Annotated in this window: 16 protein-coding genes and 2 pseudogenes; 9 read left to right on the top strand and 9 right to left on the bottom strand. The window is 68.2% G+C overall.

Annotated features, from left to right (window positions below):
• Positions 1-236: 236 nt before the first annotated feature.
• A complete protein-coding gene (locus tag ISN38_RS16445; RefSeq protein WP_038239386.1) occupies positions 237-887 on the bottom strand; it encodes a YggS family pyridoxal phosphate-dependent enzyme in 651 nt (216 codons plus the stop codon).
• Between the two features lie 124 nt (positions 888-1,011).
• Here ISN38_RS16445 and ISN38_RS16450 point away from each other — a divergent pair, with 124 nt between their 5' ends.
• Positions 1,012-2,049: a type IV pilus twitching motility protein PilT gene (locus tag ISN38_RS16450; RefSeq protein ID WP_003471666.1), complete on the top strand. Its 1,038-nt coding sequence runs from the start codon at positions 1,012-1,014 to the stop codon at positions 2,047-2,049.
• 148 nt (positions 2,050-2,197) lie between these two features.
• A complete protein-coding gene (locus ISN38_RS16455) occupies positions 2,198-3,328 on the top strand; it encodes a PilT/PilU family type 4a pilus ATPase (RefSeq protein ID WP_003471665.1) in 1,131 nt (376 codons plus the stop codon).
• Positions 3,329-3,583: 255 nt separating this feature from the next.
• Here the strand turns inward: ISN38_RS16455 and ISN38_RS16460 are convergent, their stop codons facing one another.
• Both ISN38_RS16460 and ISN38_RS16465 read right to left on the bottom strand, forming a co-directional pair.
• The gene (locus tag ISN38_RS16460) at positions 3,584-4,123 is read right to left on the bottom strand and encodes a DNA-3-methyladenine glycosylase I (protein WP_003471664.1); all 540 of its coding nucleotides are present in this window, start codon (positions 4,121-4,123) and stop codon (positions 3,584-3,586) included.
• Positions 4,124-4,138: 15 nt separating this feature from the next.
• On the bottom strand, positions 4,139-5,947 hold the full coding sequence (locus tag ISN38_RS16465; RefSeq protein ID WP_068873422.1) for a DUF4153 domain-containing protein: 1,809 nt from the start codon (positions 5,945-5,947) through the stop codon (positions 4,139-4,141).
• A 107-nt stretch (positions 5,948-6,054) separates the two neighbouring features.
• On the opposite strand from ISN38_RS16465, the gene ISN38_RS16470 reads away from it, so the two are divergent.
• Genes ISN38_RS16470 through ISN38_RS16480 form a run of 3 tightly spaced genes read left to right on the top strand, consistent with a single transcriptional unit; the run spans position 6,055 to position 8,078 of the window.
• Entirely contained in the window at positions 6,055-6,621 is a 567-nt protein-coding gene (locus tag ISN38_RS16470) for a YqgE/AlgH family protein (RefSeq protein ID WP_003471660.1), read from the top strand.
• The gene (ruvX, locus tag ISN38_RS16475) at positions 6,614-7,111 is read left to right on the top strand and encodes a Holliday junction resolvase RuvX (RefSeq protein WP_047325118.1); all 498 of its coding nucleotides are present in this window, start codon (positions 6,614-6,616) and stop codon (positions 7,109-7,111) included. Before ISN38_RS16470 ends, ruvX begins: the two co-directional genes overlap by 8 nt.
• Positions 7,112-7,130: 19 nt before the next feature.
• Positions 7,131-8,078 carry an aspartate carbamoyltransferase catalytic subunit gene (locus ISN38_RS16480; RefSeq protein ID WP_003471658.1) on the top strand — a complete coding sequence of 316 codons (948 nt, stop codon included), beginning with the start codon at positions 7,131-7,133 and terminating at the stop codon, positions 8,076-8,078.
• Positions 8,079-8,223: 145 nt separating this feature from the next.
• Here the strand turns inward: ISN38_RS16480 and ISN38_RS16485 are convergent, their stop codons facing one another.
• A complete protein-coding gene (locus tag ISN38_RS16485) occupies positions 8,224-8,766 on the bottom strand; it encodes a transposase (protein ID WP_241751857.1) in 543 nt (180 codons plus the stop codon).
• A 30-nt stretch (positions 8,767-8,796) separates the two neighbouring features.
• A pseudogene (locus tag ISN38_RS20905) lies at positions 8,797-9,299 on the bottom strand (IS110 family transposase); the annotation flags it as partial.
• Positions 9,300-9,580: 281 nt separating this feature from the next.
• On the opposite strand from ISN38_RS20905, the gene ISN38_RS16490 reads away from it, so the two are divergent.
• The 3 genes and pseudogenes from ISN38_RS16490 (at position 9,581) to ISN38_RS16500 (ending at position 15,094) form a co-directional block, all read left to right on the top strand.
• Positions 9,581-11,584, top strand: coding sequence for a M1 family metallopeptidase (locus tag ISN38_RS16490; RefSeq protein ID WP_004425812.1), 2,004 nt, complete (start codon positions 9,581-9,583; stop codon positions 11,582-11,584).
• A 115-nt stretch (positions 11,585-11,699) separates the two neighbouring features.
• Positions 11,700-12,343: pseudogene (locus ISN38_RS16495) on the top strand (pectate lyase family protein); the annotation flags it as partial.
• A 510-nt stretch (positions 12,344-12,853) separates the two neighbouring features.
• Entirely contained in the window at positions 12,854-15,094 is a 2,241-nt protein-coding gene (locus ISN38_RS16500) for a methyl-accepting chemotaxis protein (protein ID WP_004425814.1), read from the top strand.
• Positions 15,095-15,292: 198 nt separating this feature from the next.
• On the opposite strand, the gene ISN38_RS16505 is transcribed toward ISN38_RS16500, so the two are convergent.
• Positions 15,293-15,775 carry a hypothetical protein gene (locus tag ISN38_RS16505; RefSeq protein ID WP_003478098.1) on the bottom strand — a complete coding sequence of 161 codons (483 nt, stop codon included), beginning with the start codon at positions 15,773-15,775 and terminating at the stop codon, positions 15,293-15,295.
• Between the two features lie 666 nt (positions 15,776-16,441).
• On the opposite strand from ISN38_RS16505, the gene ISN38_RS16510 reads away from it, so the two are divergent.
• The gene (locus ISN38_RS16510) at positions 16,442-17,836 is read left to right on the top strand and encodes an amino acid permease (RefSeq protein WP_038237325.1); all 1,395 of its coding nucleotides are present in this window, start codon (positions 16,442-16,444) and stop codon (positions 17,834-17,836) included.
• 159 nt (positions 17,837-17,995) lie between these two features.
• Here the strand turns inward: ISN38_RS16510 and ISN38_RS16515 are convergent, their stop codons facing one another.
• From ISN38_RS16515 to ISN38_RS16525, 3 genes are all read right to left on the bottom strand, one after another.
• Entirely contained in the window at positions 17,996-19,264 is a 1,269-nt protein-coding gene (locus ISN38_RS16515; RefSeq protein WP_004425821.1) for an arsenic transporter, read from the bottom strand.
• A 264-nt stretch (positions 19,265-19,528) separates the two neighbouring features.
• Positions 19,529-19,978 carry a hypothetical protein gene (locus ISN38_RS16520; RefSeq protein ID WP_004425822.1) on the bottom strand — a complete coding sequence of 150 codons (450 nt, stop codon included), beginning with the start codon at positions 19,976-19,978 and terminating at the stop codon, positions 19,529-19,531.
• A gap of 275 nt (positions 19,979-20,253) precedes the next feature.
• Positions 20,254-21,087, bottom strand: a complete 834-nt coding sequence (locus ISN38_RS16525) for a carboxylesterase family protein (RefSeq protein ID WP_004425824.1) — start codon at positions 21,085-21,087, stop codon at positions 20,254-20,256.
• Positions 21,088-21,201: the final 114 nt, after the last annotated feature.

The following is a 21,201-nucleotide window of genomic DNA, read 5'->3' on the forward strand; positions in this document are numbered from 1 at the left end:
GCGGAGAGCCCGCTTCCGCCGCCATTGAGCGGAGTTTTCCGGGTCAGAACCTTGACCGACTTAACGGTTGTACATGCCATCCCTGCATGATGCTTGCTTCAAGTGAAAAAGCCATGGTTTTTAAGCGTTTGAGCTACGACATATTTCCGATGTCGTTTAATCGCATTTGAATATTTCGTAGACAAGCGTCCGGCCGCGCTTGCCGCTGCCACAGCTTCCTCGTTTGCGCGACATCGTCAGGGTGCGGCGTGCGCTGCGCGGCTGCCGAACAGCGCGGTGCCGATGCGCACCAGATTGGCGCCGGCCGCGATCGCCGCAGCGAAGTCGCCGCTCATGCCCATCGACAGCGTATCGGCCTGTGGATACGCGGCGTGCAGCCGCTCGAACAGCGCGGCCATGCGCGCGAAGGCGGCGCCGCGGCGCTCGGCGTCCGGCCATGGCGCGGGAATGGCCATCAGCCCGCGCAGCGCCAGTGCCGGCTGCGCGGCGATGGCCGCGGCCAGCGCCTCCACCTCGGCGGGAGCGCAGCCGTGCTTGCTGGCCTCGTCGTCGATGTTGACCTGGATCAGCACGTTCAGCGGCGGCCGCGACGCGGGGCGGTACCTGGCCAGGGCGCCGACCAGCTTGGCCCGGTCCAGCGTCTGCACCCAGTCGAACAACTGCGCCGCCTGCTCGGCCTTGTTCGACTGCAGGTGGCCGATCAGATGCCATTGCAACTGCAGCGGCGCCAGTTCGGCGATCTTGACCGCCGCCTCCTGCACATAGTTCTCGCCGAACGCGCGCTGTCCCTGCGCGGCGAGGGCGGCCACCGCCGCGGCCGGCTGGGTCTTGGACACGGCCAGCAAGCGGGCCGGGGGGCGCTGCGCGGAGGCCGCGGCGCGGTCCATGTCCAGGCGGATCTGCTGCAAGGGGGAGAGGGGCACGGGCGGCGCTTCTGGCAATGGGGAAGGGCGCTATACTGCCGCCCGGGGAATCATCCTTCCAGTCGCAGCCCAAGGGGGAAAGCAGCGTATGGATATCGCTGAACTATTGGCGTTCTCGGTCAAGAACAAAGCGTCCGACCTGCACCTGTCCGCCGGCCTGCCGCCGATGATCCGGGTCGATGGCGACGTCCGCCGCATCAACATCCCGGCACTGGACCACAAGCAGGTGCATGCGCTGGTGTACGACATCATGTCGGACAAGCAGCGCCGCGACTACGAAGAGTTCCTCGAAGTGGACTTCTCGTTCGAGATTCCCAGCCTGGCGCGCTTCCGCGTCAACGCGTTCAACCAGAACCGCGGCGCTGGTGCGGTGTTCCGTACCATTCCGTCCGAAGTGCTGACCCTGGAAGACCTCGGTTGCCCGCCGATCTTCCGTCAGCTGATCGACCAGCCGCAGGGCCTGATCCTGGTCACCGGTCCGACCGGCTCGGGCAAGTCGACCACGCTCGCCGGCATGATCGATTACATCAACAAGAACGAATACGGCCACATCCTCACCGTCGAGGATCCGATCGAATTTGTGCACACCTCGCAAAAGTGCCTGATCAACCAGCGCGAAGTGCACCGCGACACGCACGGTTTCAATGAAGCGCTGCGCTCGGCGCTGCGCGAAGACCCGGACATCATCCTGGTCGGCGAGTTGCGCGACCTGGAAACCATCCGCCTGGCGCTGACCGCTGCGGAAACCGGTCACCTGGTGTTCGGCACCCTGCACACCAGTTCGGCGGCCAAGACCATCGACCGCATCATCGACGTATTCCCGGCCGGCGAAAAGCCGATGGTGCGCTCGATGCTGTCCGAATCTTTGCGCGCGGTGATCTCGCAGGCGCTGCTCAAGAAGGTCGGCGGCGGCCGCACCGCGGCGTGGGAGATCATGGTCGGCACCCCGGCGATCCGCAACCTGATCCGCGAGGACAAGGTGGCGCAGATGTACTCGGCGATCCAGACCGGCCAGCAGTACGGCATGCAGACCCTGGACCAGCACCTGCAGGATCTGGTCAAGCGCAGCCTGATCACCCGCAACCAGGCGCGCGACTACGCCAAGGACAAGCGGGTCTTCGAGTGAGGCCGGGACCTGGGACCGGGGACTCGGAACTCGGAAAAGCGATCCATCGCGGTTTGATTTTTCATTGGGTGGACAGGGCAGGATCGGGAGTCGGCGGCTTGCGTCGTTCGAGTCCCGGGTCCCGGGTCCCGGGTCCCGGAGCCTGCAAATGAGCACCATCGACTTCACCTCATTCCTGAAACTGATGGCGCACCAGAAGGCGTCGGATCTCTTCATCACCGCGGGCATGCCGCCGGCGATCAAGGTGCACGGCAAGATCACCCCGATCACGCAGACGCCGCTGACCGCGCAGCAGAGCCGCGACCTGGTGCTGAACGTGATGACCCCGGCGCAGCGCGAGGAATTCGAGAAGACCCACGAGTGCAACTTCGCCATCGGCGTGGCCGGGGTCGGGCGCTTCCGCGTCAGTTGCTTCTACCAGCGCAACCAGGTCGGCATGGTGCTGCGCCGGATCGAGACGCGCATCCCCACCGTCGACGAACTGAACCTGCCGCCGGTGATCAAGACCCTGGCGATGACCAAGCGCGGCATCATCATCTTCGTCGGCGCCACCGGCACCGGCAAGTCGACCTCGCTGGCGGCGATGATCGGCTACCGCAACCAGAATTCCACCGGCCACATCATCACCATCGAAGACCCGATCGAGTTCGTGCACAAGCATGAGGGCTGCATCATCACCCAGCGCGAAGTCGGCATCGACACCGACAGCTGGGAGAACGCGCTGAAGAACACCCTGCGCCAGGCGCCGGACGTGATCATGATCGGCGAGGTGCGCACCCGCGAAGGCATGGACCACGCGATCTCCTTCGCCGAGACCGGCCATCTGGTGCTGTGCACCCTGCATGCCAACAACGCCAATCAGGCGATGGACCGGGTCATCAATTTCTTTCCCGAGGACCGCCGCAGCCAGCTGCTGATGGACCTGTCGCTGAATATGCGCGGCGTGGTCGCCCAGCAGCTGATCCCGAGCCCCGACGGCAAGAGCCGCCGCGTGGCGATGGAGATCATGCTCGGTACGCCGCTGGTGCAGGACTACATCCGCGAAGGCGAGATCCACAAGCTCAAGGACGTGATGAAGGAATCCACCAACCTGGGCATGAAGACCTTCGACCAGAGCCTGTTCGAGCTGTACCAGGCCGGCGAGATCAGCTACGATGACGCGCTGCGCCACGCCGACTCGCAGAACGAAGTGCGCCTGCGCATCAAGCTCGCCCAGGGCGGCGACGCCAGGACCCTGGCGCAGGGCATGGACGGTGTGGAAATCGCCGAGGTGCGCTGAGCGCCCAAAAATCGCCATGTGCCTGTTCCTTCTCCCGTCGGGAGAAGGTGCCCCGCAGCGCCGGATGAGGGTACGGGCGCCGCCTCGCGCGCCCAACACCGCGAGACGCTTCGCGCCTGATCCTCACCCCAACCCCTCTCCCTGGGGAGCATGTCGCGCGCTGGTTGCAGGCGAGCGGCGTTGGCTGCAGGCGCCGTTCTGCGGGCGCGGTGGTCGTGTCGACATGCGCAGGCGCAGGGCGCGCCGCAGCGTGGTTCACGCGCCGCGCATCCATGCAGGATCCAGCCGCGCGATGCGCGCGAACGCCGGGCAGTCTTCGCGGTGCGCGCCGCGCAGGTAGCCCAGGCTCATCAGGAACTCGCCGGTGATCTCGCCACCAGTGAAACGGAAAGTACGCTTGAACAGCTTGATCCACTCGGCCTTGTCGCGCGGATGATGCGCATCCAGCCAGGCGGCGAAACCGCCGTGCGAGGCACGCAGGCCCTGGATCACCTGCGCGTTGTGAATCGCCGCGTGCACCTTGAGCCGGTTGCGGACGATGCCGGGGTCGTCGAGCAGGCGCAGTACGTCGGCCTCGCCGTAGCCGGCGACCGTGTCCACATCGAACCCGGCGTAGGCGGCACGGAAGCCGGCACGCTTCTTCAACATCAGCTCCCAGCTCAGCCCGGCCTGATTGATCTCCAGCACCAGCCGCTCGAACAGGTCGGGTTCGGCGCGCTGCGGAACGCCGTATTCGGCGTCGTGGTACGGGCCATGCAAGGCGTGGCCGGGGGCGATGTCGCAATAGCTGGGCATGTCGGGCGGACTCCGTCAGTCGTCCTGGTCATGGTCTTCGGGCGAGATTTCGGCGCGCTGCGCATCCGGCAAGCTCAGGTCCGGCCAACGCCGTGGCACCAATCCCAGCTTGCCGGCGCGCAGCGCGTCGAACGGCGCATCCGCGCGATCGGGCGAGCTGGGCGAGAAATGCACGCGCGCCACGTCCTGCCAGCGGTCCTGGCGGCGCGCATGGATCCGGCATGCCATGCCGAAGGTGTCGCTGTCGTTGCACAGCAGCGCCTCGTCGCTGCCGTCGCCGTCCAGATCGCGCACCAGCAGCACGCAGTGGTCCTCGCGTTGGCGACAGCCGCCGTCGTGCAGGGTGCCGGCGAGCAAGGCCTGCCACCAGCCATCGCCGGGATCGGCGCTGCCGGCGGCGAGCGGGATGTGCTGGCGCAGTTCGGCTGGAGCGGCGATGCGGTCCTGCGCGCGCTGCTCGCCGCTGGCGTCGCCGTCGCCGCCCCAGCGCTGCGTGCGTTGCAGGATGCGTTGCAGCCGTTCGCGTTGCGCCGGATCGTCGGCGAAGCCCGGCGCGTCGTGCAGCGACTGCAGCGCCTGGTAACCGCGGCGGCCGCTGTCGAAGCGCAGGTAGGACAGATCCACGTCCGCGGCCGCGGTGCGGCCGTCGGCGAAGCGTTGCAACTGGTTGCCGACCACGATGCGGTAGGGGTCCAGCAGCGGCGAACTGGTGGCCAACGCCAGTGCGATCACCACCCAGGACATGACCCGGTTGACCGGCGCCAGCGGCCCCAACCAGCGCCCGTCCGGGTGCAGCACCGCCCACGCGTAGCCGAACGCGTAGCCGCAGGCGACCACCGCCACCAGCACGCCGTTGAAGCGCTCCGCGCTCCAGCCGTACTGGTCGATGCGCAGCCACAGCGCGTACAACGCCAGCAGCGCGTACAGCGACAGGCTCAGCAGGCCGGTGTCGATCAGCCGCCGCAGCCATTGCGGATAGGGCGCGGTCGCGCTGCCATCCTGGTAGACGGCATTGACGAACAGCACCAGGGCCGCCACCAGCGCGATCAGGATCTTCGCCGCGGCGCGGGTTTCCCACAGCGGCTGCAGGCCGGTAAACGGCAGGCTCAGCGCGAACAACACCGCCACGAACGCCAGCAACGGCAGCAGCCCGGTGCAGATCGCGAACAGGATCTGCCGCATCACCTGCACCGCGCGCTGCTGGGTGCGGCCGATCAGCAGGCCCAGGCCGAACATGCTGCCGGTGGCGAGATAGACGAAGGCGGTTTCGCGGAACAGCGTGCGGAAGAAATCGATCTTCACCAGCACGAACAGAGCGCCCCACAGCCACAGCACCAGCCAGCAGATGCCGACGAACAGCCAGGCCAGGGACAGGGTCAGCGCGTTCTGCCAGGCGTGTTCGAACAATTCGCGGTACGGCGCCTTCCAGTGGCCATGCTGCAGCCGGCACTGCAGCCACGGCAGCAGCACGAACATGCCCAGCGCGATGGCCATGCCGAACGGCACCAGCACTTCCTCGCTGCGCAGCCCGGGCGCGCCGGTGGCGCTCCACGCGGCCCAGGCCGACAGCGCCGCCACCAGCAGCGCCAGCGCGATCAGGTGCTGCCACAGGCGCAATTCGCTCAGGCGGCGCATCGACAGCAGGGTCAGCGTCGGCACGGTCAGCACCAGGGTGTACCAGCACACCCGGTCGCCCAGCGCCGCGAACGGCCACCACCCGGCATCGGCGCCACGCTGGGCCAGGTACAGCAGCGCGCCCTGCAGCAGCGCGACCAGGACGATGAAGGCGCGGCTCTGCCGCGGCAGGTCGGGGGCGGTTTCCATGCGGGAAAGCATCCTTGGCAGCGCGGGGGTGCGCGATCGGGAACGATTATGGCAGTCCGCTCCGGCCCGGCGCAGCGCCGGGCCGGGAGGGACGATAGAATGGGGCCATGTCCGCTTTGCCTACCCCCCTGGTCAACCAACTGCTGATCGCGCTGCCGGCGCTGTCCGATCCCCATTTCGCGCGCGGCGTGGCCCTGATTTGCCAGCACGACGCCAACGGCGCGATGGGCGTGCTGGTCAACCGCGCCTCCGAATACACGTTGGGCGAAGTACTGGAGCAGATGGGCATCGACACCATCGACGCGACCCTGCGCGAGCAGGTCGTGCTCAGCGGCGGGCCGGTGCATCCGGAGCGCGGCTTCGTCATACACGACGGCGCGCGCGCCTGGGATTCGAGCCTGGCGTTCGGCGACGGCCTGTTCCTGACCACCTCGCGCGACGTGCTCGAAGCGATGGCCCGCGGCGACGGCCCGCGTAACGCGGTGGTCGCGCTGGGCTGCGCCGGCTGGGGCGCCGGCCAGCTCGAATTCGAGCTGGGCGAGAACAGCTGGCTGACCGCGCCGGCCGATGCCGAACTGCTGTTCGAGCTGCCGCTGGAGCGGCGCTGGCAGACCGCCGCCGGCCGCATCGGCGTGGACCTGTTCCGCCTCACCGACTACAGCGGGCATGCCTGAGCCCGGCGCGCCCGCTGCGGACAGCGCCGCTGCCGGTACGATCCGCCGCGACGGCACCGTGCTCGGCTTCGACGTCGGCCACCGCCGCATCGGCGTGGCCGTGGGCAGCAGCTTCGGCAGCGGCGCACGCGCCCTGGCCGTGGTCGATGTGCATGCGCAGGGGCCGGACTGGCCGGCGCTGGACCGCCTGCATGCCGAATGGCGCCCGCACGGCCTGGTGGTCGGCGATCCGCTGACCCTGGAAGGCGCCGACCAACCCAACCGCAAGCGCGCGCATGCCTTCGCCCGCGAACTCGGCGCCCGTTACACGCTGCCGGTGGTGCTGGTCGACGAGCGCTCCAGTTCGGTCGAGGCGGCCCAGCGCTTCGCCGGAGACCGCGCCGCCGGGCGCAAGCGCCGCCGCGACGCCGCCGCGCTGGACGCGGTCGCCGCCGCGGTGATCGTCGAGCGCTGGCTGGCCGCGCCCGACGACGCCACTCCCATTTCCTGATTCCTTTCCCGGACCCGCCATGACTGACCCGCAACTCGATTCGAACGGGCGCCTGCGCCACCTGCTGACTCTGGAAGGCCTGCCGCGCGTGACCTTGCTGCAACTGCTGGACCGCGCCGGGCAGATCCGCGACGCGGCGGTGGGCCGGGTCGGCAAGCGCAACGTGCTGGCCGGCACCGCGGTGTGCACGCTGTTCTTCGAACCGTCCACGCGCACCCGCAGCTCGTTCCAGCTGGCCGCGCAGCGGCTCGGCGCGGACGTGCTGAACTTCGACGCCTCGACCTCGTCGACGCGCAAGGGCGAGACCGCGCGCGACACGCTGAAGAACCTGGAAGCGATGGGCGTGCGCGGCTTCGTCGTACGCCACCCCGAGGACGGCGCGGTCGAGCGCCTGGCCGAAGCGGCCGGCGAGGGCACCGCGCTGATCAATGCCGGCGACGGCCGCAGCGCGCATCCCACCCAGGGCCTGCTCGACATGCTGACCCTGCGCCATGCCAAGGGCGGCGACTTCTCCAAGCTCAAGCTGGTCATCGTCGGCGACGTCAAGCACTCGCGCGTGGCGCGTTCGGACCTGCACGCGCTGCGCACGCTCGGCGCCGGCGAAGTGCGCGTATGCGGTCCGCAGGCGCTGCTGCCCGACGACGGCACCCTGGACGGCTGCGTGGTCGGCGACGACTTCGACGCCATGCTCGACGGCGTGGACGCGGTGATGATGCTGCGCCTGCAGCGCGAGCGTATGGAGGAAGGCCTGGTGTCCTCGCTGGAGGGCTACCACGCGCACTACGGCCTCACCGCCGAACGCCTGCGCCGCGCCGCGCCGGGCGCGGTGGTGCTGCATCCGGGGCCGATCAACCGCGGCGTGGAGATCACCGACGAGGTCGCCGACGGCCCGCAGTCGTGCGTGCTGCGCCAGGTCGCCAACGGCGTGGCGGTGCGCATGGCGGTGCTGGAGACGTTGTTGGGGTGAGGCGTGGGGCCCGCGTGGTAGGCACTCTGGCCTGAATGTATTGCCTGTCGCGATGGGATGCCTGCTTCGTTCGTCGCGGCTGAAGCCGCTCCTACAGGAACCTGCAGCGAACCGGCTGGGCTCACTGTAGATACCGTCTTCCTCCCTAACAGACAAGGGTCTTTTGAGGATCGAAGGGCGTGCGTGATTTGAGCACGCCGTAGGCGATGTGCAGCAGCTTGCGCATGGCGGCGCAGATGATCTGCTTGTTGGCCTTGCCACGCTCGCGCATGCGCTGCTTCAGCGCACGGACGACTGGGTTGTGGGTCATGGCGACCAAGGCCGGCAGGAACAGGCCGGCGCGCAGGCGCGGGGAGCCGGTGCGGGAGATGCAGACCTGGCCCTGACGCTTGCCGGACTCCTGCAGCCGGGGGTTGAGCCCGGCAAAGGCGGTCACTGCCGAGGCATGGGCGAAGCGCTCCACATTGCCCAGTTCCGCCAGCATCAACGCCGCGCTGGTGCCGGCGATCCCGTCGATGCTCACCAGCAGTTCGCGCTGCCCACGCAAGGTGGGGTCCTGATCGATCTGGTCGTCGATGGCCCGTTCGATCTGCGCGATGCGCGCCTGCAACTGGCCGATGTTCTCCAGGAGCGAGTCGCGCACCACCAGTGCTGCGACGTCTAAGCGGTTGCGCTCCATCTGCAGCATCTGCAACAGGTCGTCCCGGCGCCGCACCAGCGCCTTGAGCCGCTTGAGCGCCGGCGGATCGGGCTGCCAGGGCCGCAGCTGGGCCGCATGGCGCTGGCCGTAGCTGGCGATCAGCTTGGCATCGCTGCGGTCGGTCTTGACCCGGGTTAGCTGGCTGCGTGCATACAGCGCCATCTGCGCCGGTTGAGCACGCACACGCGGTATCCCAACCCATACACGAACTCGGCCAGGGCCTCGTGGTAGGTGCCGGTGGCTTCCATCACGATCCAGCTGTCCGCCTGCGCATGGGTTTGCAGCCACGTCTGCAGGATCTGAAAGCCCTTCGGATCGTTGGGGAGCTTGGCCTTGGTGCGGTACTTGCTGTTGGCCAGGTCGATAGCCAGGTCGAAACTGCGTTTGGCGACGTCGATGCCGACGACTGGGGACATGAGCGATTCCTCCATCGTGGGGTGAACACGATCATCGCTGCGCCCGGTCCTGCCTTGTGGATGCGAGTTCACGCCAGCGGCGGACTCTGGATACCGTACGGACATCGTGGGCCAGCAAACGGAGGGCGGGAGCCGATCTACAGCACAAGCTCGAAGCTTCAGGAGCGACTGGACTTCCGGCACCTCCTCCGATGATCAGTCGGAAGACATAACGCCGTAGGGGCCCTATGTCCAGATACAAGGAGCGGCTTCAGCCGCGACGAACGCAAGCGACGTGCCCCCCCGCCTGCGGTGAATGTCCACACCGACGACCACGCCGACCGGCACATCCACGCCACGCCGTTTCGGCCTACCATCGGGGGCGATCCTTCCCACGGACGCCCCACATGATCCATGCCCTGCGCCGCGCCGGTTTCGCCGCGGCTTGCGTTTCCCTCGTCGGCTTCGCCCAGGCCGCCGCCGCCGCGCCGGCCGCTGCCGCACCCGCCAGCGGCTACGACCCGCTGGCCCTGTTCGCACCATTGCAATTACCGCAGCCGGCCAACGCCTATCGCAGCGGCGGCGGCGTGCCTGGGCCGCTGTACTGGCAGAACCGCGCCGACTACGACCTGCACGCCAGCATCGATCCGGCCACGCGCACGCTCAGCGGCCAGGAAACCATCACCTACAGCAACCGCAGCCCGGACACGCTGGACGTGCTGTGGCTGCAGCTGGACCAGAACATCTACCGCGCCGACGCGCGCGCCCGCGGCGTGCGCCCGGCGCGCGAGGACCGCACGCCATCGCCGACCAGCGACGGCTACCGCATCGCCAAGGTGGAAGTGGAGCAGGGCGGTAAGCGCGTGCCGGTGACGTTCCTGGTCGACGACACGCGCATGCGCGTGGACCTGCCGCAGCCGCTGGCCGGCGCCGGCACGGCGCTGAAGCTGCATATCGACTACGCCTACACGGTGCCCGGCACCTGGGGCGGGCGCACCGCGGTCACCCCGACCGGCGACGGTGACATCTACGAGATCGCGCAGTGGTATCCGCGCATGGCGGTGTACGACGACCAGCGCGGCTGGGACACGCAGCCGTATTTGGGCGCGGAGTTCTACCTGGACTACGGCGACTTCGACTATGCGGTGACGGTGCCGTGGAACTACCTGGTCGCCGGCTCCGGCGAGCTGGTGAACCCGGCGCAGGTGCTGACCGCCACCCAGCGCCAGCGCCTGGCCCAGGCCGCGGCCAGCGACCGCACCGTGGCGATCCGCAGCGCCGCCGACATCGGCAATACGGCCAGCCGGCCGACCACCAGCGGCACCCAGACCTGGCGCTTCCACATGGCGCATACCCGCGACGTGGCGTTCGCCGCCTCGCCGGCGTTCGTCTGGGACGCGGCGCGCATCAATCTGCCCGACGGCAAACACGCGCTGGCGATGTCGGTGTATCCGCGCGAAGGCGTCGGCGCCGACAAATGGGGCCGCTCCACCGAGTTCGTCAAGGCGTCGATCGAGCATTTCTCGCAGTGGTATCCGTATCCGTGGCCGGCGGCGGTGAACCTCGGCGGCCATGGCGCCGGCATGGAGTATCCGGGCATCGTCTTCGACGACATGCACGACGGCGGCAAGGACCTGTTCTGGATCACCGCGCACGAACTGGGCCACGGCTGGTTCCCGATGATCGTCGGCTCCAACGAACGCCGTGACGCGTTCATGGACGAGGGCTTCAATACCTTCATCGACGTCTACGCTTCCGACGCGGTCAACCACGGCGAATTCGCGCCCAAGCGCGACGGCGAGTACGCGCCGAAGGGCGGCAACCCGGTGGACGAGATCCTGCCGCTGCTGGCCGACGCGCAGGCGCCGAACCTGCTCGACCGCGCCGATGCCACCAGCGAGACCTACCGGCATCCGCTGACCTACTTCAAGGGCGCGCTGGGCCTGGTGCTGCTGCGCGAGCAAATCCTCGGCCCGGCGCGTTTCGACCCGGCGTTCCGCAAATACATCGCCACCTGGGCGTACAAGCATCCGACCCCGTCGGATTTCTTCCGGCTGATGGAAAGCGAGTCCGGCGAAGACCTGTCGTGGTGGTGGCGCGGCTGGTACCTCAACAACTGGCAGCTGGACATGGGCGTGCGCGCGGCCCGCTATGTCGAACACGACCCGGCCAAGGGCCTGCTGGTGACCTTGCAGAGCCGGCAGAAACTGGTGATGCCGGCGACCTTGCGCATCGACTTCGCCGACGGCAGCCACCTCGACCAGCGCGTGCCGGTGGAGACCTGGATCCAGCAGGCTCAGCCGCAGATCCGGGTGCCGAGCACGCAGAAGGTGGTGCACGTGACCCTGGATCCCGAGCACAAGCTGCCCGACGCCGACCGCGGCGACAACCAGATCGACGCGGTGAGCTGAGCCCGCGGGCTCAGCGGCGCTTGGCCCCTGGCGGCGCGCCGCTTGCGCCGTGCCGTCAGCGCGGCGATAGTGCCGCCCCGCACGCGCTCGTGTGCAAGCGTTCGCATGCAGGGAGATCCCGCTGGAAGGCAATTCCAGTGGCGAACCGTCCAACATCTGGATCGACCACAGCACCTTGTTCGCGTCGCTGAGCAAATGTGCCGGCGACGCGTCCTGCGACGGCGGCATCGACATGAAGAAGTGCGTTCACCACGTCACCGGGTCGTACAACGACGTGCCCGACTACCAGAAGGTCGCGCTCAACGGCTATAGCGACAACGACACCAAGAACGCCGCCGCGCGCACCACCTATCGCCACGACCGCTTCGAGAACGTGGAGTCGCGGCTGCCGCTGCAACGCCGCGGGTTGAGCCACAGTTACAACAACGACTTCAACAACGTGCTCACCTCCGGCATCAACGCGCGGATGGGTGCGGTGGCGCTGATCGAGGCCAACTGCTTCGAGAACGCGAAGAACCCGGTGATCGCGCGCGACAGCAGCGAAATCGGCTACTGGGATCTGATCAACAACTACGTCGGCAACGGCATCACCTGGAGCGTGCCGGACAGCGACAGCAAGCCATGCGCCACGCCAACCGCTGGATCTCGTCGAAGACCGTCCCGCAGCCGCTTGCCTACCGGTACACCGCAATCCCGGCCGCGCAGGTCAAGGCCAAGGTCATCGCCATGGCGGGCGCAGGCACCAACCTGGCCGAATAAGCCGTCCAACCGCCACGCGGCCGCCCCGGTCCGTGCCGCTGGCCGTCCTTCCGCATGCGCGCCACGCATGCGCTGCGCATGGCGCGTGCATGGAGCCGGGTCGCATCGGCGGATCGGCTCATGTCAGGCTCCGCAGTGAATGTGAGTCGCAATGCGACGCCGGCGCATAACGCGATCGCGTCGCAGTCGCGCTTGCCGGCTGCCCTTTTCACATGGGTTTGATCGATCCGCGCATGTCGCGGCGGCCTCGCCGAGCTGTCTGCACATGCCGCTCACCTATGTAACGGCATTCAAAAAAACATGCGCAATTGCGCATCAAGAATCTGTGGCCGCCGCCGTTACATCGCCCAAGCATCGACAGCGGTCTTATGCTCGGCAGGCATAAGCTTAACCAATTTAACTGTTTTCCAGCCGTGCCAGCACTGTTGTGCATTTTCTATTTTGTGCCAGGTTCCGCATGTTTGTAAGCCGTGGCGCAGTCTCACTTCCTTTCCCCTAAATAGGTGTCCCATGATCGGATTTCTTCAGCGCTACAACGTCGGCACGCGGCTCTCTGCGGCGTTCGGTGTGCTCATCCTGCTTTCCTGCGCGCTCGTTGTCGCCGGGTTGATGACCCTGGCGCAGGCGCGCGAACGCATGGAAACCATCGTCAAGCGCAACCTGACCATCCTCGGTTACGTCGGCGAGATGCAGAAGGCCAGTTCGGATGTGGCCATCAACCTGCGCAACATCGTCCTGCCGACCACGCGCGGGCAGAACCTCCAGTTCGCCAAAGCCATCGAGCGCGAGCGTGCGCGCTACAGCGATAACCACGACAGGCTCTATGCGATTCCGGTTTCGGATTCCACTGCCGCGCACATGCGCAAGGAGATCGATGACCGCTACGCGCTCACCCGCGCGGCCAATCAAAAGGTGCTGGACCTCGGCATGGAGGACAAGGACGATCTGGCGCTCACGGTGTTGATGAAGGAGGCCGGACCCGCCACCGAGAAGTGGCAGCAGGCGATCGACGTGTATTCGGAGCGGCAGCACAAGCGTGGTGCCAAGGCTTATGCCGATGCCAATCTGGCGATGGATCGCGGCCGCGTCATGCTGATCAGCGGCGGCGTGGCGGTGGTTGTGGTCAGCGCGCTGCTTGCCTGGCTGATCACCCGAAGCCTGACTGTGCCGCTGGGCCGCGCCACGCGCGCCGCCGAGGCGATCGCGCGCGGCGAACTGGACAACGACGTGCAGACCCAGGCCAGCGACGAGACCGGCCGTTTGCTGAGCGCGATGCATGGCATGCAGGCACAATTGCGCAACCTGATCGCCGCACAGTTGGACATGGCCAAGCGCCATGACGCCGGCCAGATCAGCTACCGCATGGATGTGGCGGTGTTCCCCGGCGACTACGGTCGCATGGCGGCGGAAACCAACAGCGTGGTCGATTCGCATGTCTCGGTGCAGCTGAAGCTGGCGCAGATCATGGGCCGTTACGCGATCGGCGACCTCAGCCAGGACATGGACCGCCTGCCCGGCGAGAAAGCGGCGTTCACCCAGACCATGGATGAGGTGAAGGCCAACCTGTCGGCGATGAACGGCCAGATCAAGCAGCTGGCGCAGTCCGCCGCCAACGGCGACTTCAGCGCCCGCGGCGACGCCGAGCGTTTCCAGTTCGACTTCCGGGTCATGGTCGAGAGCCTCAACCAGCTGATGACCACCGCCGACGGCAATCTGCAGTCGCTGTCCGCCTTGCTGCAGTCCATCGCCGCCGGCGACCTGACCGCACGCATGCACGGCGAGTTCCATGGCGTGTTCGCGCAGATGCGCGACGATGCCAACGCCACCGCCGAGCAGCTGGCCGAGATTGTCGGCCGGATCAAGCACTCGGCGGTGTCGATCAACGCCGCGGCCAGCGAGATCGCGACCGGCAACGACGACCTGTCGCGACGCACCGAACAGCAGGCAGCCAGCCTGGAGGAAACCGCTGCCTCGATGGAGGAGCTGACTTCCACCGTGAAGCAGAACGCCGAGCACGCACGCCAGGCCAACCAGCTCGCGGCCGGTGCCGCGTCGGTGGCGTCGGAAGGCGGCGAGGTGGTCGGCCAGGTGGTGGCCACCATGAGCGGTATCGAAGCGTCCTCGAAGAAGATCGCCGACATCATCTCGGTGATCGACGGCATCGCCTTCCAGACCAACATCCTGGCCTTGAACGCCGCGGTGGAAGCGGCGCGTGCCGGCGAGCAGGGCCGCGGCTTCGCCGTGGTTGCCTCGGAAGTGCGCACCCTGGCGCAGCGTTCGGCCAGTGCGGCCAAGGAGATCAAGGAACTGATCGACGACTCGGTCAGCCGTGTCACCGAAGGCTCGGCGCTGGTCGGCCAGGCCGGCAAGACCATGCACGAGATCGTGTCTTCGGTGCAGCGCGTCACCGACATCATGGGCGAGATTTCCGCCGCCTCGCAGGAGCAGTACGCCGGCATCGAGCAGGTCAACCAGACCGTGACCCAGATGGACGAGAGCACCCAGCAAAACGCGGCCCTGGTGGAAGAGGCCAGCGCCGCGGCGCGGTCGATGGAGCAGCAGGCGACCGAACTTTCGCAGGCGGTGGCCCTGTTCAAGCTGGAAGAGCACGCGGCGCCGCAGCGCCAGCCGACCCTGGCGATCGCACCGAAGCCGAGGAGCTACACCCGTCCGGCGCCGGCGCCGATCGCTGCGCGTCGTGCGCAGTCCGTCGCCGCGATATCCACCGACAAGGACTGGCAGGAGTTCTGAGCGGCACGTCCGCGTGTCCGCCGCGGCGTTTGCACGCCGCGGCGGATGTTGCCATGCGCCGGCGAGGCTTTACTCCTTAACCTATTGCAAGACGTCGGTTGCCGCCCGCGCGGTCTGATGGACCCAACGCCCGGCGCCTGGGCCGCCGCATCCACGGCTGCCGCTGGCTGCGTCACTGTGCCGGCGCTGGATAGCGGATTACTCCGGCGGTATGGAAGATGCGCTACGCGGGAGCACGTACGAGGTGATGTATTCGCCGTTGGATCCATAGACCACGACGATCATCTGTTTGGAGTCCTGGTAAACCACGGTGGCGCTACACGGGCAACTCGCGGCGGCGGTGACCATGCCGAGCGGGCGGTCCTTCTCGTCGTTGACGACGATCAGCGGCTCTTGTGCGGCCAGGCCGATCGGCAGGCGCGATTGAGCGCCCGGGGTGACCGCCATGACCGTGATCACCTCGTCCTTCGACGAGTTGATCTGGGCGAAGGTCAGCCCGGACTTCTCGAACGTGTAGACCTTGAACAGCGGAGACAGGCTGACGTTCTTCTTGCCGGCGGGGACGCGTTCGCCCATGCCTTGGATCGTGTCGTTGGCTTCCAGCTTCTGCCCGGTGGCATGGGTCTGCGCCGCAGTGAATGCGACGGCCAGAACGGCCAGGGTCAACAGGGGTTTGATCATGGTGTCTCTCCTTGTCTTGATTCAGCGGACCGTTGCGCTCGGACGGGCGGCAGCCGTGGTCCTTTCCGGCCGAGCCGCTCGGTGCAGGCCAGCTCCTGGCCTGCCATCACGCGTGCGGGCGGAGCCATACCGGGCGACCGGCGTCGTGCCTGTGGGCGGCGCTACGCCGATCGTCGAGCAACGCTTCCACCTCGACGCTTTGTTCAGTATTTCTGACGTTAGTATCGCTGTCAATATCTAAAATCAATGACTTGTGGCACGTGTGGCGAAATTTTATTGTTTTGTATCTCCGAACTTCGAGTGTCGCTTGTTGGCCGTGCAGGTCGCGCCCTGTTTGCGCGTGCGCCGACGGGGTGCGAAGGGCAGCGGAGCGAAGGGGAAGGGAAGCAAAGGGCAGGGCGATGGGCAGGCGCCAGTGGCCGCGTCGCCGCGGCAGTCCGCTGGACGCGATAGCGCATCGCGGCGGGCCAGGCCAGTCGCCGCTGACCAACTCAGACACTGCGCCGCACGCTCGGTGCCGCTCAGCTCGGGCCATGCGTGTCCATCGGCGGCTACGCGGTTCGAAGACCCGGCGCGACCCGCTCAGGATCGGCTACTGCGCGGCGGCGAGCACGGTGCCAACGCGACGCGGTATCGTGTCGGGATTCCTGCCAATCGACGAACCCGATGCCGCATCCGTCCATGCCTCCCGGTCCCGCCGCCGCGTCCGCCGCGCCTATGTTGCGCCATGCGCTGAAGCCGCGGCAACTGATCATGATGGGGTTGGGCAGCGCGATCGGCGCCGGCCTGTTCCTGGGGTCGGGCGTCGGCGTGCATGCGGCGGGGCCGGCGGTGCTGATCTCCTATCTGGTCGCCGGCGCGCTGGTGATCATCGTGATGAACGCGCTGGGCGAGATGGCCGCGGCCAAGCCGGCCAGCGGTGCGTTCTCGGTGTATGCCGCCGATGCGATGGGCGCCACTGCGGGGGCGACGGTGGGGTGGTTGTGGTGGCTGCAGCTGGTGATCGTGATCGCCGCCGAGGCGGTGGGCGCGGCCAGCCTGCTGGCCACGGTGTGGCCGGCGTTGCCGGTGCCGCTGGTCGCGGTGGTGTTCATGGCCGCCTTCACCGCGATCAACCTGCTGGGCGTGCGCAATTTCGGCGAGTTCGAATTCTGGTTCGCGATCCTCAAGGTGGTGGCGATCGTCGGCTTCATCCTGGTCGGCGTGGCGCTGCTGGCCGGTTGGTTGCCGAACGTGGTGGCGCCGGGCTGGTCCAACGTCACCGGCAACGGCGGTTTCGCGCCCAAGGGGCTGGCCGGGATCGGCGCGGCGCTGCTGGTGGTGGTGTTCGCCTTCGGCGGCACCGAGATCGTGGCGGTAGCGGCTGCCGAGACCGCCGACCCGGAGCGCAGCATCGCGCGCGCCATCCGCACCGTGGCCTGGCGCATCCTGGTGTTCTACATCGGCTCGCTGAGCGTGATCATCGCGGTGGTGCCGTGGCAGAGCGAGGCGCTGAGTTCGCCGTTCGCCGCGGTGCTGCAGGCGGCCAAGATTCCCGGCGCGGCCACCGGCATCACCCTGATCGCGGTGATCGCGCTGCTATCGGCGCTCAACGCCAATCTGTACGGCGCCTCGCGCATGATCTTTTCGCTGGCGCAGCGCGGCGAGGCGCCGCGCGTGCTGGCCTTCACCAACGGCCAGCAGGTGCCGTTGCTGGCGGTGCTGGCCAGCGTGCTGTTCGGCTTCGTCGCCGCGGTGCTGGAATTGCTGTATCCGAATCGGGTGCTGCCGACGCTGCTGAACATCGTCGGTGCTACCTGCCTGCTGGTGTGGACGATCTCGCTGCTGTCGCAGCTGATCCTGCGTGCGCGCGCCGATCGCGCCGGCATGCGCTTGCCGTTCCGCATGCGCGGCTACCCGCTGCTGACGGTGCTGGCGCTGGCGATCCTGGCGCTGATCTTCGGCCTGCTGGTGGCCTCGCCCGACACCCGCGCACAATTCCTGTCGATGGCCGCGCTGACCGCGGCGATCGCGCTGATCAGCGGCGTGGCGCGGCGGCTGCGCGCGCAGCGGGCAGGGTAGGGCTCCCCACTTCCGCTTTCTGTAGGAGCGGCTTCAGCCGCGACCGAAAGCTGGGCAGATGCGCCAAGCCGCACAGCACGGAGTTTTTGCGAGAACGCAAAGCCCTCTGGCTCACGTTCGTCGCGGCTGAAGCCGCTCCTACACAAAAGCGGGCACGGCTCAGCCCAGCAACAGCCGCGCGCCCAGTGCGCACAGCAGCGCCGGCGGCATCACCAGCGCGCCGACTTTCAGGAAGCGCCAGAAGCCCACGTCCTCGCCTTCGCGGCGGATCGCGGTCAGCCACAGGATGGTGGCTAGCGAGCCGGTGATCGACAGGTTCGGTCCGAGGTCCACGCCGATCAGCAACGCATCGACGACCAGTTGCGGTGGATGCGCCTGGGCGATGGTGGTGCTGGCGATCAGGCCGGCCGGCAGGTTGTTCATCAGGTTGGAGGCGAACGCCAGCAGCGTGCCGGCCGCGCCGGCGGTGGCCACCGGCGACTGCGCGGCGGCGGCGGACAGCGACTGCGCGAGCCAGGCGATGACGCCAGTGCGCGACAGGGCCTCGACCAGCACGAACAGCCCGGCTACCAGCGGCAGCACCGCCCACGACACCGCCTTGGCCAGCGGCAGCGGCGATTGCCGGCCGCCCAGGCACACCGCCGCCAGCGTGGCCAGGCCGGCCAGGCAGGTGGGCAGGCCGAGGTCGCGTCCCAGCGCGGACACGCCGACCAGCAGCGCCGCGGTGACGAGGATGCCGGCCAGCGCGAACGCGCCGCCGCGGCTCAGCGGCACCGTGTCCACGCGTTCGGCGCAGCGCCCGCGCAGGTCCTTGCGCTCGGCCCAGTACAGCATGCCGAAGGTGACCGTGATCGCCAGCAGCGAGGGCAGCGCGAAGGCGGCCATCCATGCGCCCAGCGTCGGCATGGTGCCGCCGTACAGCACCAGGTTGGCGGGATTGGAGATCGGCAGCACGAAGCTGGCGGCGTTGGCGATCAGCGCGCAGGCGAACAGCATCGGCAGCGGCTTGGCCCCGGCCTTGCGCGCAGCCGCGTACACCGCCGGGGTCAGCACCACCGCGGTGGCGTCGTTGGACAGGAACGCGGTGACCACGATGCCGACCCCGAACACCACCGCGAACAAGCGCCGCGGCGAGCCCTTGGCGAGGTTCACCGCGTGCATCGCCACCCAGTCGAACAGGCCTTCGGCGCGCGCGGTTTCCGACAGCAGCATCATCCCGATCAGGAACAGGTAGACGTCGTAGCCCTTCAGCACCGCGTGCCAGGCCTCGGCGCCGGGCATCAGCCCGAGCAGCAGCAGCAGCAGCGCGCCGCCCACCGCCCACAGTGCCTCGGGCAGCTTGAACGGCCGCGTGATCACCGCGGCGGTGGCCGCGGCGCAGATGCTCCAGGTGGCGACATTGGCCGCGTGTCCGCTCAGCATGCGCATGCCGCCAGTGCGGTCGGGCAGGGCGCCGGCGCGCGGCGGTTGGCGAGGGTGGTGGCGCGGTCCGCGGCGGACGCGTGGGGAAGGCTGGACATGGGGGCAATCGGCGCGTGCGGCGGCGTGGGAGAAAAAGGCTGGCAAGGATAGCAAGCTGGGGGACTCGGGACCCGGGACCCGGAGAAGCGGCAAGGGGGAGCGGATAGGCCGCGATTGCGCTTTGCACACGATGCTTGAGCCGTCATGCTCCTGCCGAGTCCCGAAGTCCCGCTACGGTACGTACCGATCGATCCACCCTTGCAAAAAGTCGCTCAGACCCAGCCTGGCCGGCGGCGACAGGCCGGCACTGCGGACGAAGCCGGCCGCGGCCTGCGCGAAGTCCTGCTTTGCACGCCGCGTCGCCTGCTGCGCGGCTGCCTGCTGCTGGCGCAACTGCACCAGGTGCAGCGATGGCCGTCCCGGCGGCGCGAACTTCTGGTCGCGGCGCAGGGCATCGGCGGATCGCGTGGTGGCGTGCGTGGCCTGCAGCAGCGCCTGCTTGGCCTGCAGCAACTGCAGCAGCCATTGTCCGCTGTCGCTGAGCCGCCAGGGTGCGGCGGGATCGGAGGTGGCGCTCAGCAATGGCGGGATCGCGGCATCGGCGAGGCCGGCGGCGCTCGGGTCCAGGCGTTGCAGCCGGGCGAGGAAGTCGGCGTGGGCGAAGATGGGGTCGGTTGCCATGGGCGGCGCGGGAGGGAGCGAGCGCGGACTGTACGCGGTTTTGCCGCGCGCGTGGATGCGGCGCGGCCGAGCGTGCGCGCCGCGGCAGCGTTCAGGCGCCTTGGGCGCTGTCGGCTGGCGGCCGCTGCTGTCCTGCCTTTGCCTGGCTCGGCGCCGCCAGCGTCTGACGCAACCCGGTCCGGATGCTGCCGTTGGTGGGACGGGTTCGGTCGCGGCTGAAGCCGCTCCTACAGGGGCGTGAAGGGCTGGAAACCGGACCGGTCTGTGGCGCCGGCTCAGCTGCCGCCGGTCGCGGTTTCCGGCGCCGCGTCGGCGGTGTCGGCGCCGCGCTTCTGCGCGAACAGCCATTGCCACATCTTCGGGTTGCGGTAGGTGGCGTCCCAGGCGTTGTGATTGCCTTCGGGGTATTCGGTATAGCGCACGTCGGCATCCAGATTCTTGAACGCGCGGTAGATCTTGCGGTCGTCGTGCGGCAGCACCACGTCGTCCTCGGCGCCGTGGAAGATCCACACCGGGATCCGCTGCAGGCGCTCGGCCAGCGCGGTGTAGGGATCGGACAGCTCTGCCACCGGGGTCACCACCAGGTACTCGCGGTCCTCGTGCGGGGACAGGATCGCGCCGCACACCGGCACCAGCGCGGCGAAGCGCTGCGGCTGCTGCAGCGCGATTTCCCAGGTGCCGTAGCCGCCCATCGACATGCCGGTCAGATAGGTGCGCTGCGGGTCGCCGTTGAATTCGGTGCTGGCCGCGTCCAGCGCCTGCAGCGCCATGGTCGCGTTGATCCCGTTCCATTCCTCATCGTCCGGCACCTGCGGCATCACCACCAGCGCCGGGAAGTCGGCCAGATGGCGGCGCAGGTACGAACCCACGCCTGAATCGGCCTGCTGCCGGCCGTCGCTGCCGCGCTCGCCGGAACCGTGCAGGAACAGCACCACCGGCAGCGGACCCTGGCGCAACGGCGGCGCCGGCACGAACACCTGGTAGCGGTACAGGCGGCCGCCTACGGTCAGCTGGCGCGACACGAAATGGCCGCTGGCCGGGTCGCTGGGCAGGCTGCTGCAACCGACCATCGACAGGCACAGCAGCATCAGCAACGAACGCATCGACATGGGCGGCTCTCGGCGGTGGAGAGTCCCAGTATCGGCGTCCCGGCGCTTCGGCGACAGAGCGGCGTGCTGCCAGGGCCGGGTGCCGGACATGCGCCAGTCAGGCGCTGGCCGCGC

Origin of the sequence: Xanthomonas translucens pv. undulosa, from assembly GCF_017301775.1 — a bacterium.
In the GTDB taxonomy this organism is placed as follows: domain Bacteria; phylum Pseudomonadota; class Gammaproteobacteria; order Xanthomonadales; family Xanthomonadaceae; genus Xanthomonas_A; species Xanthomonas_A translucens.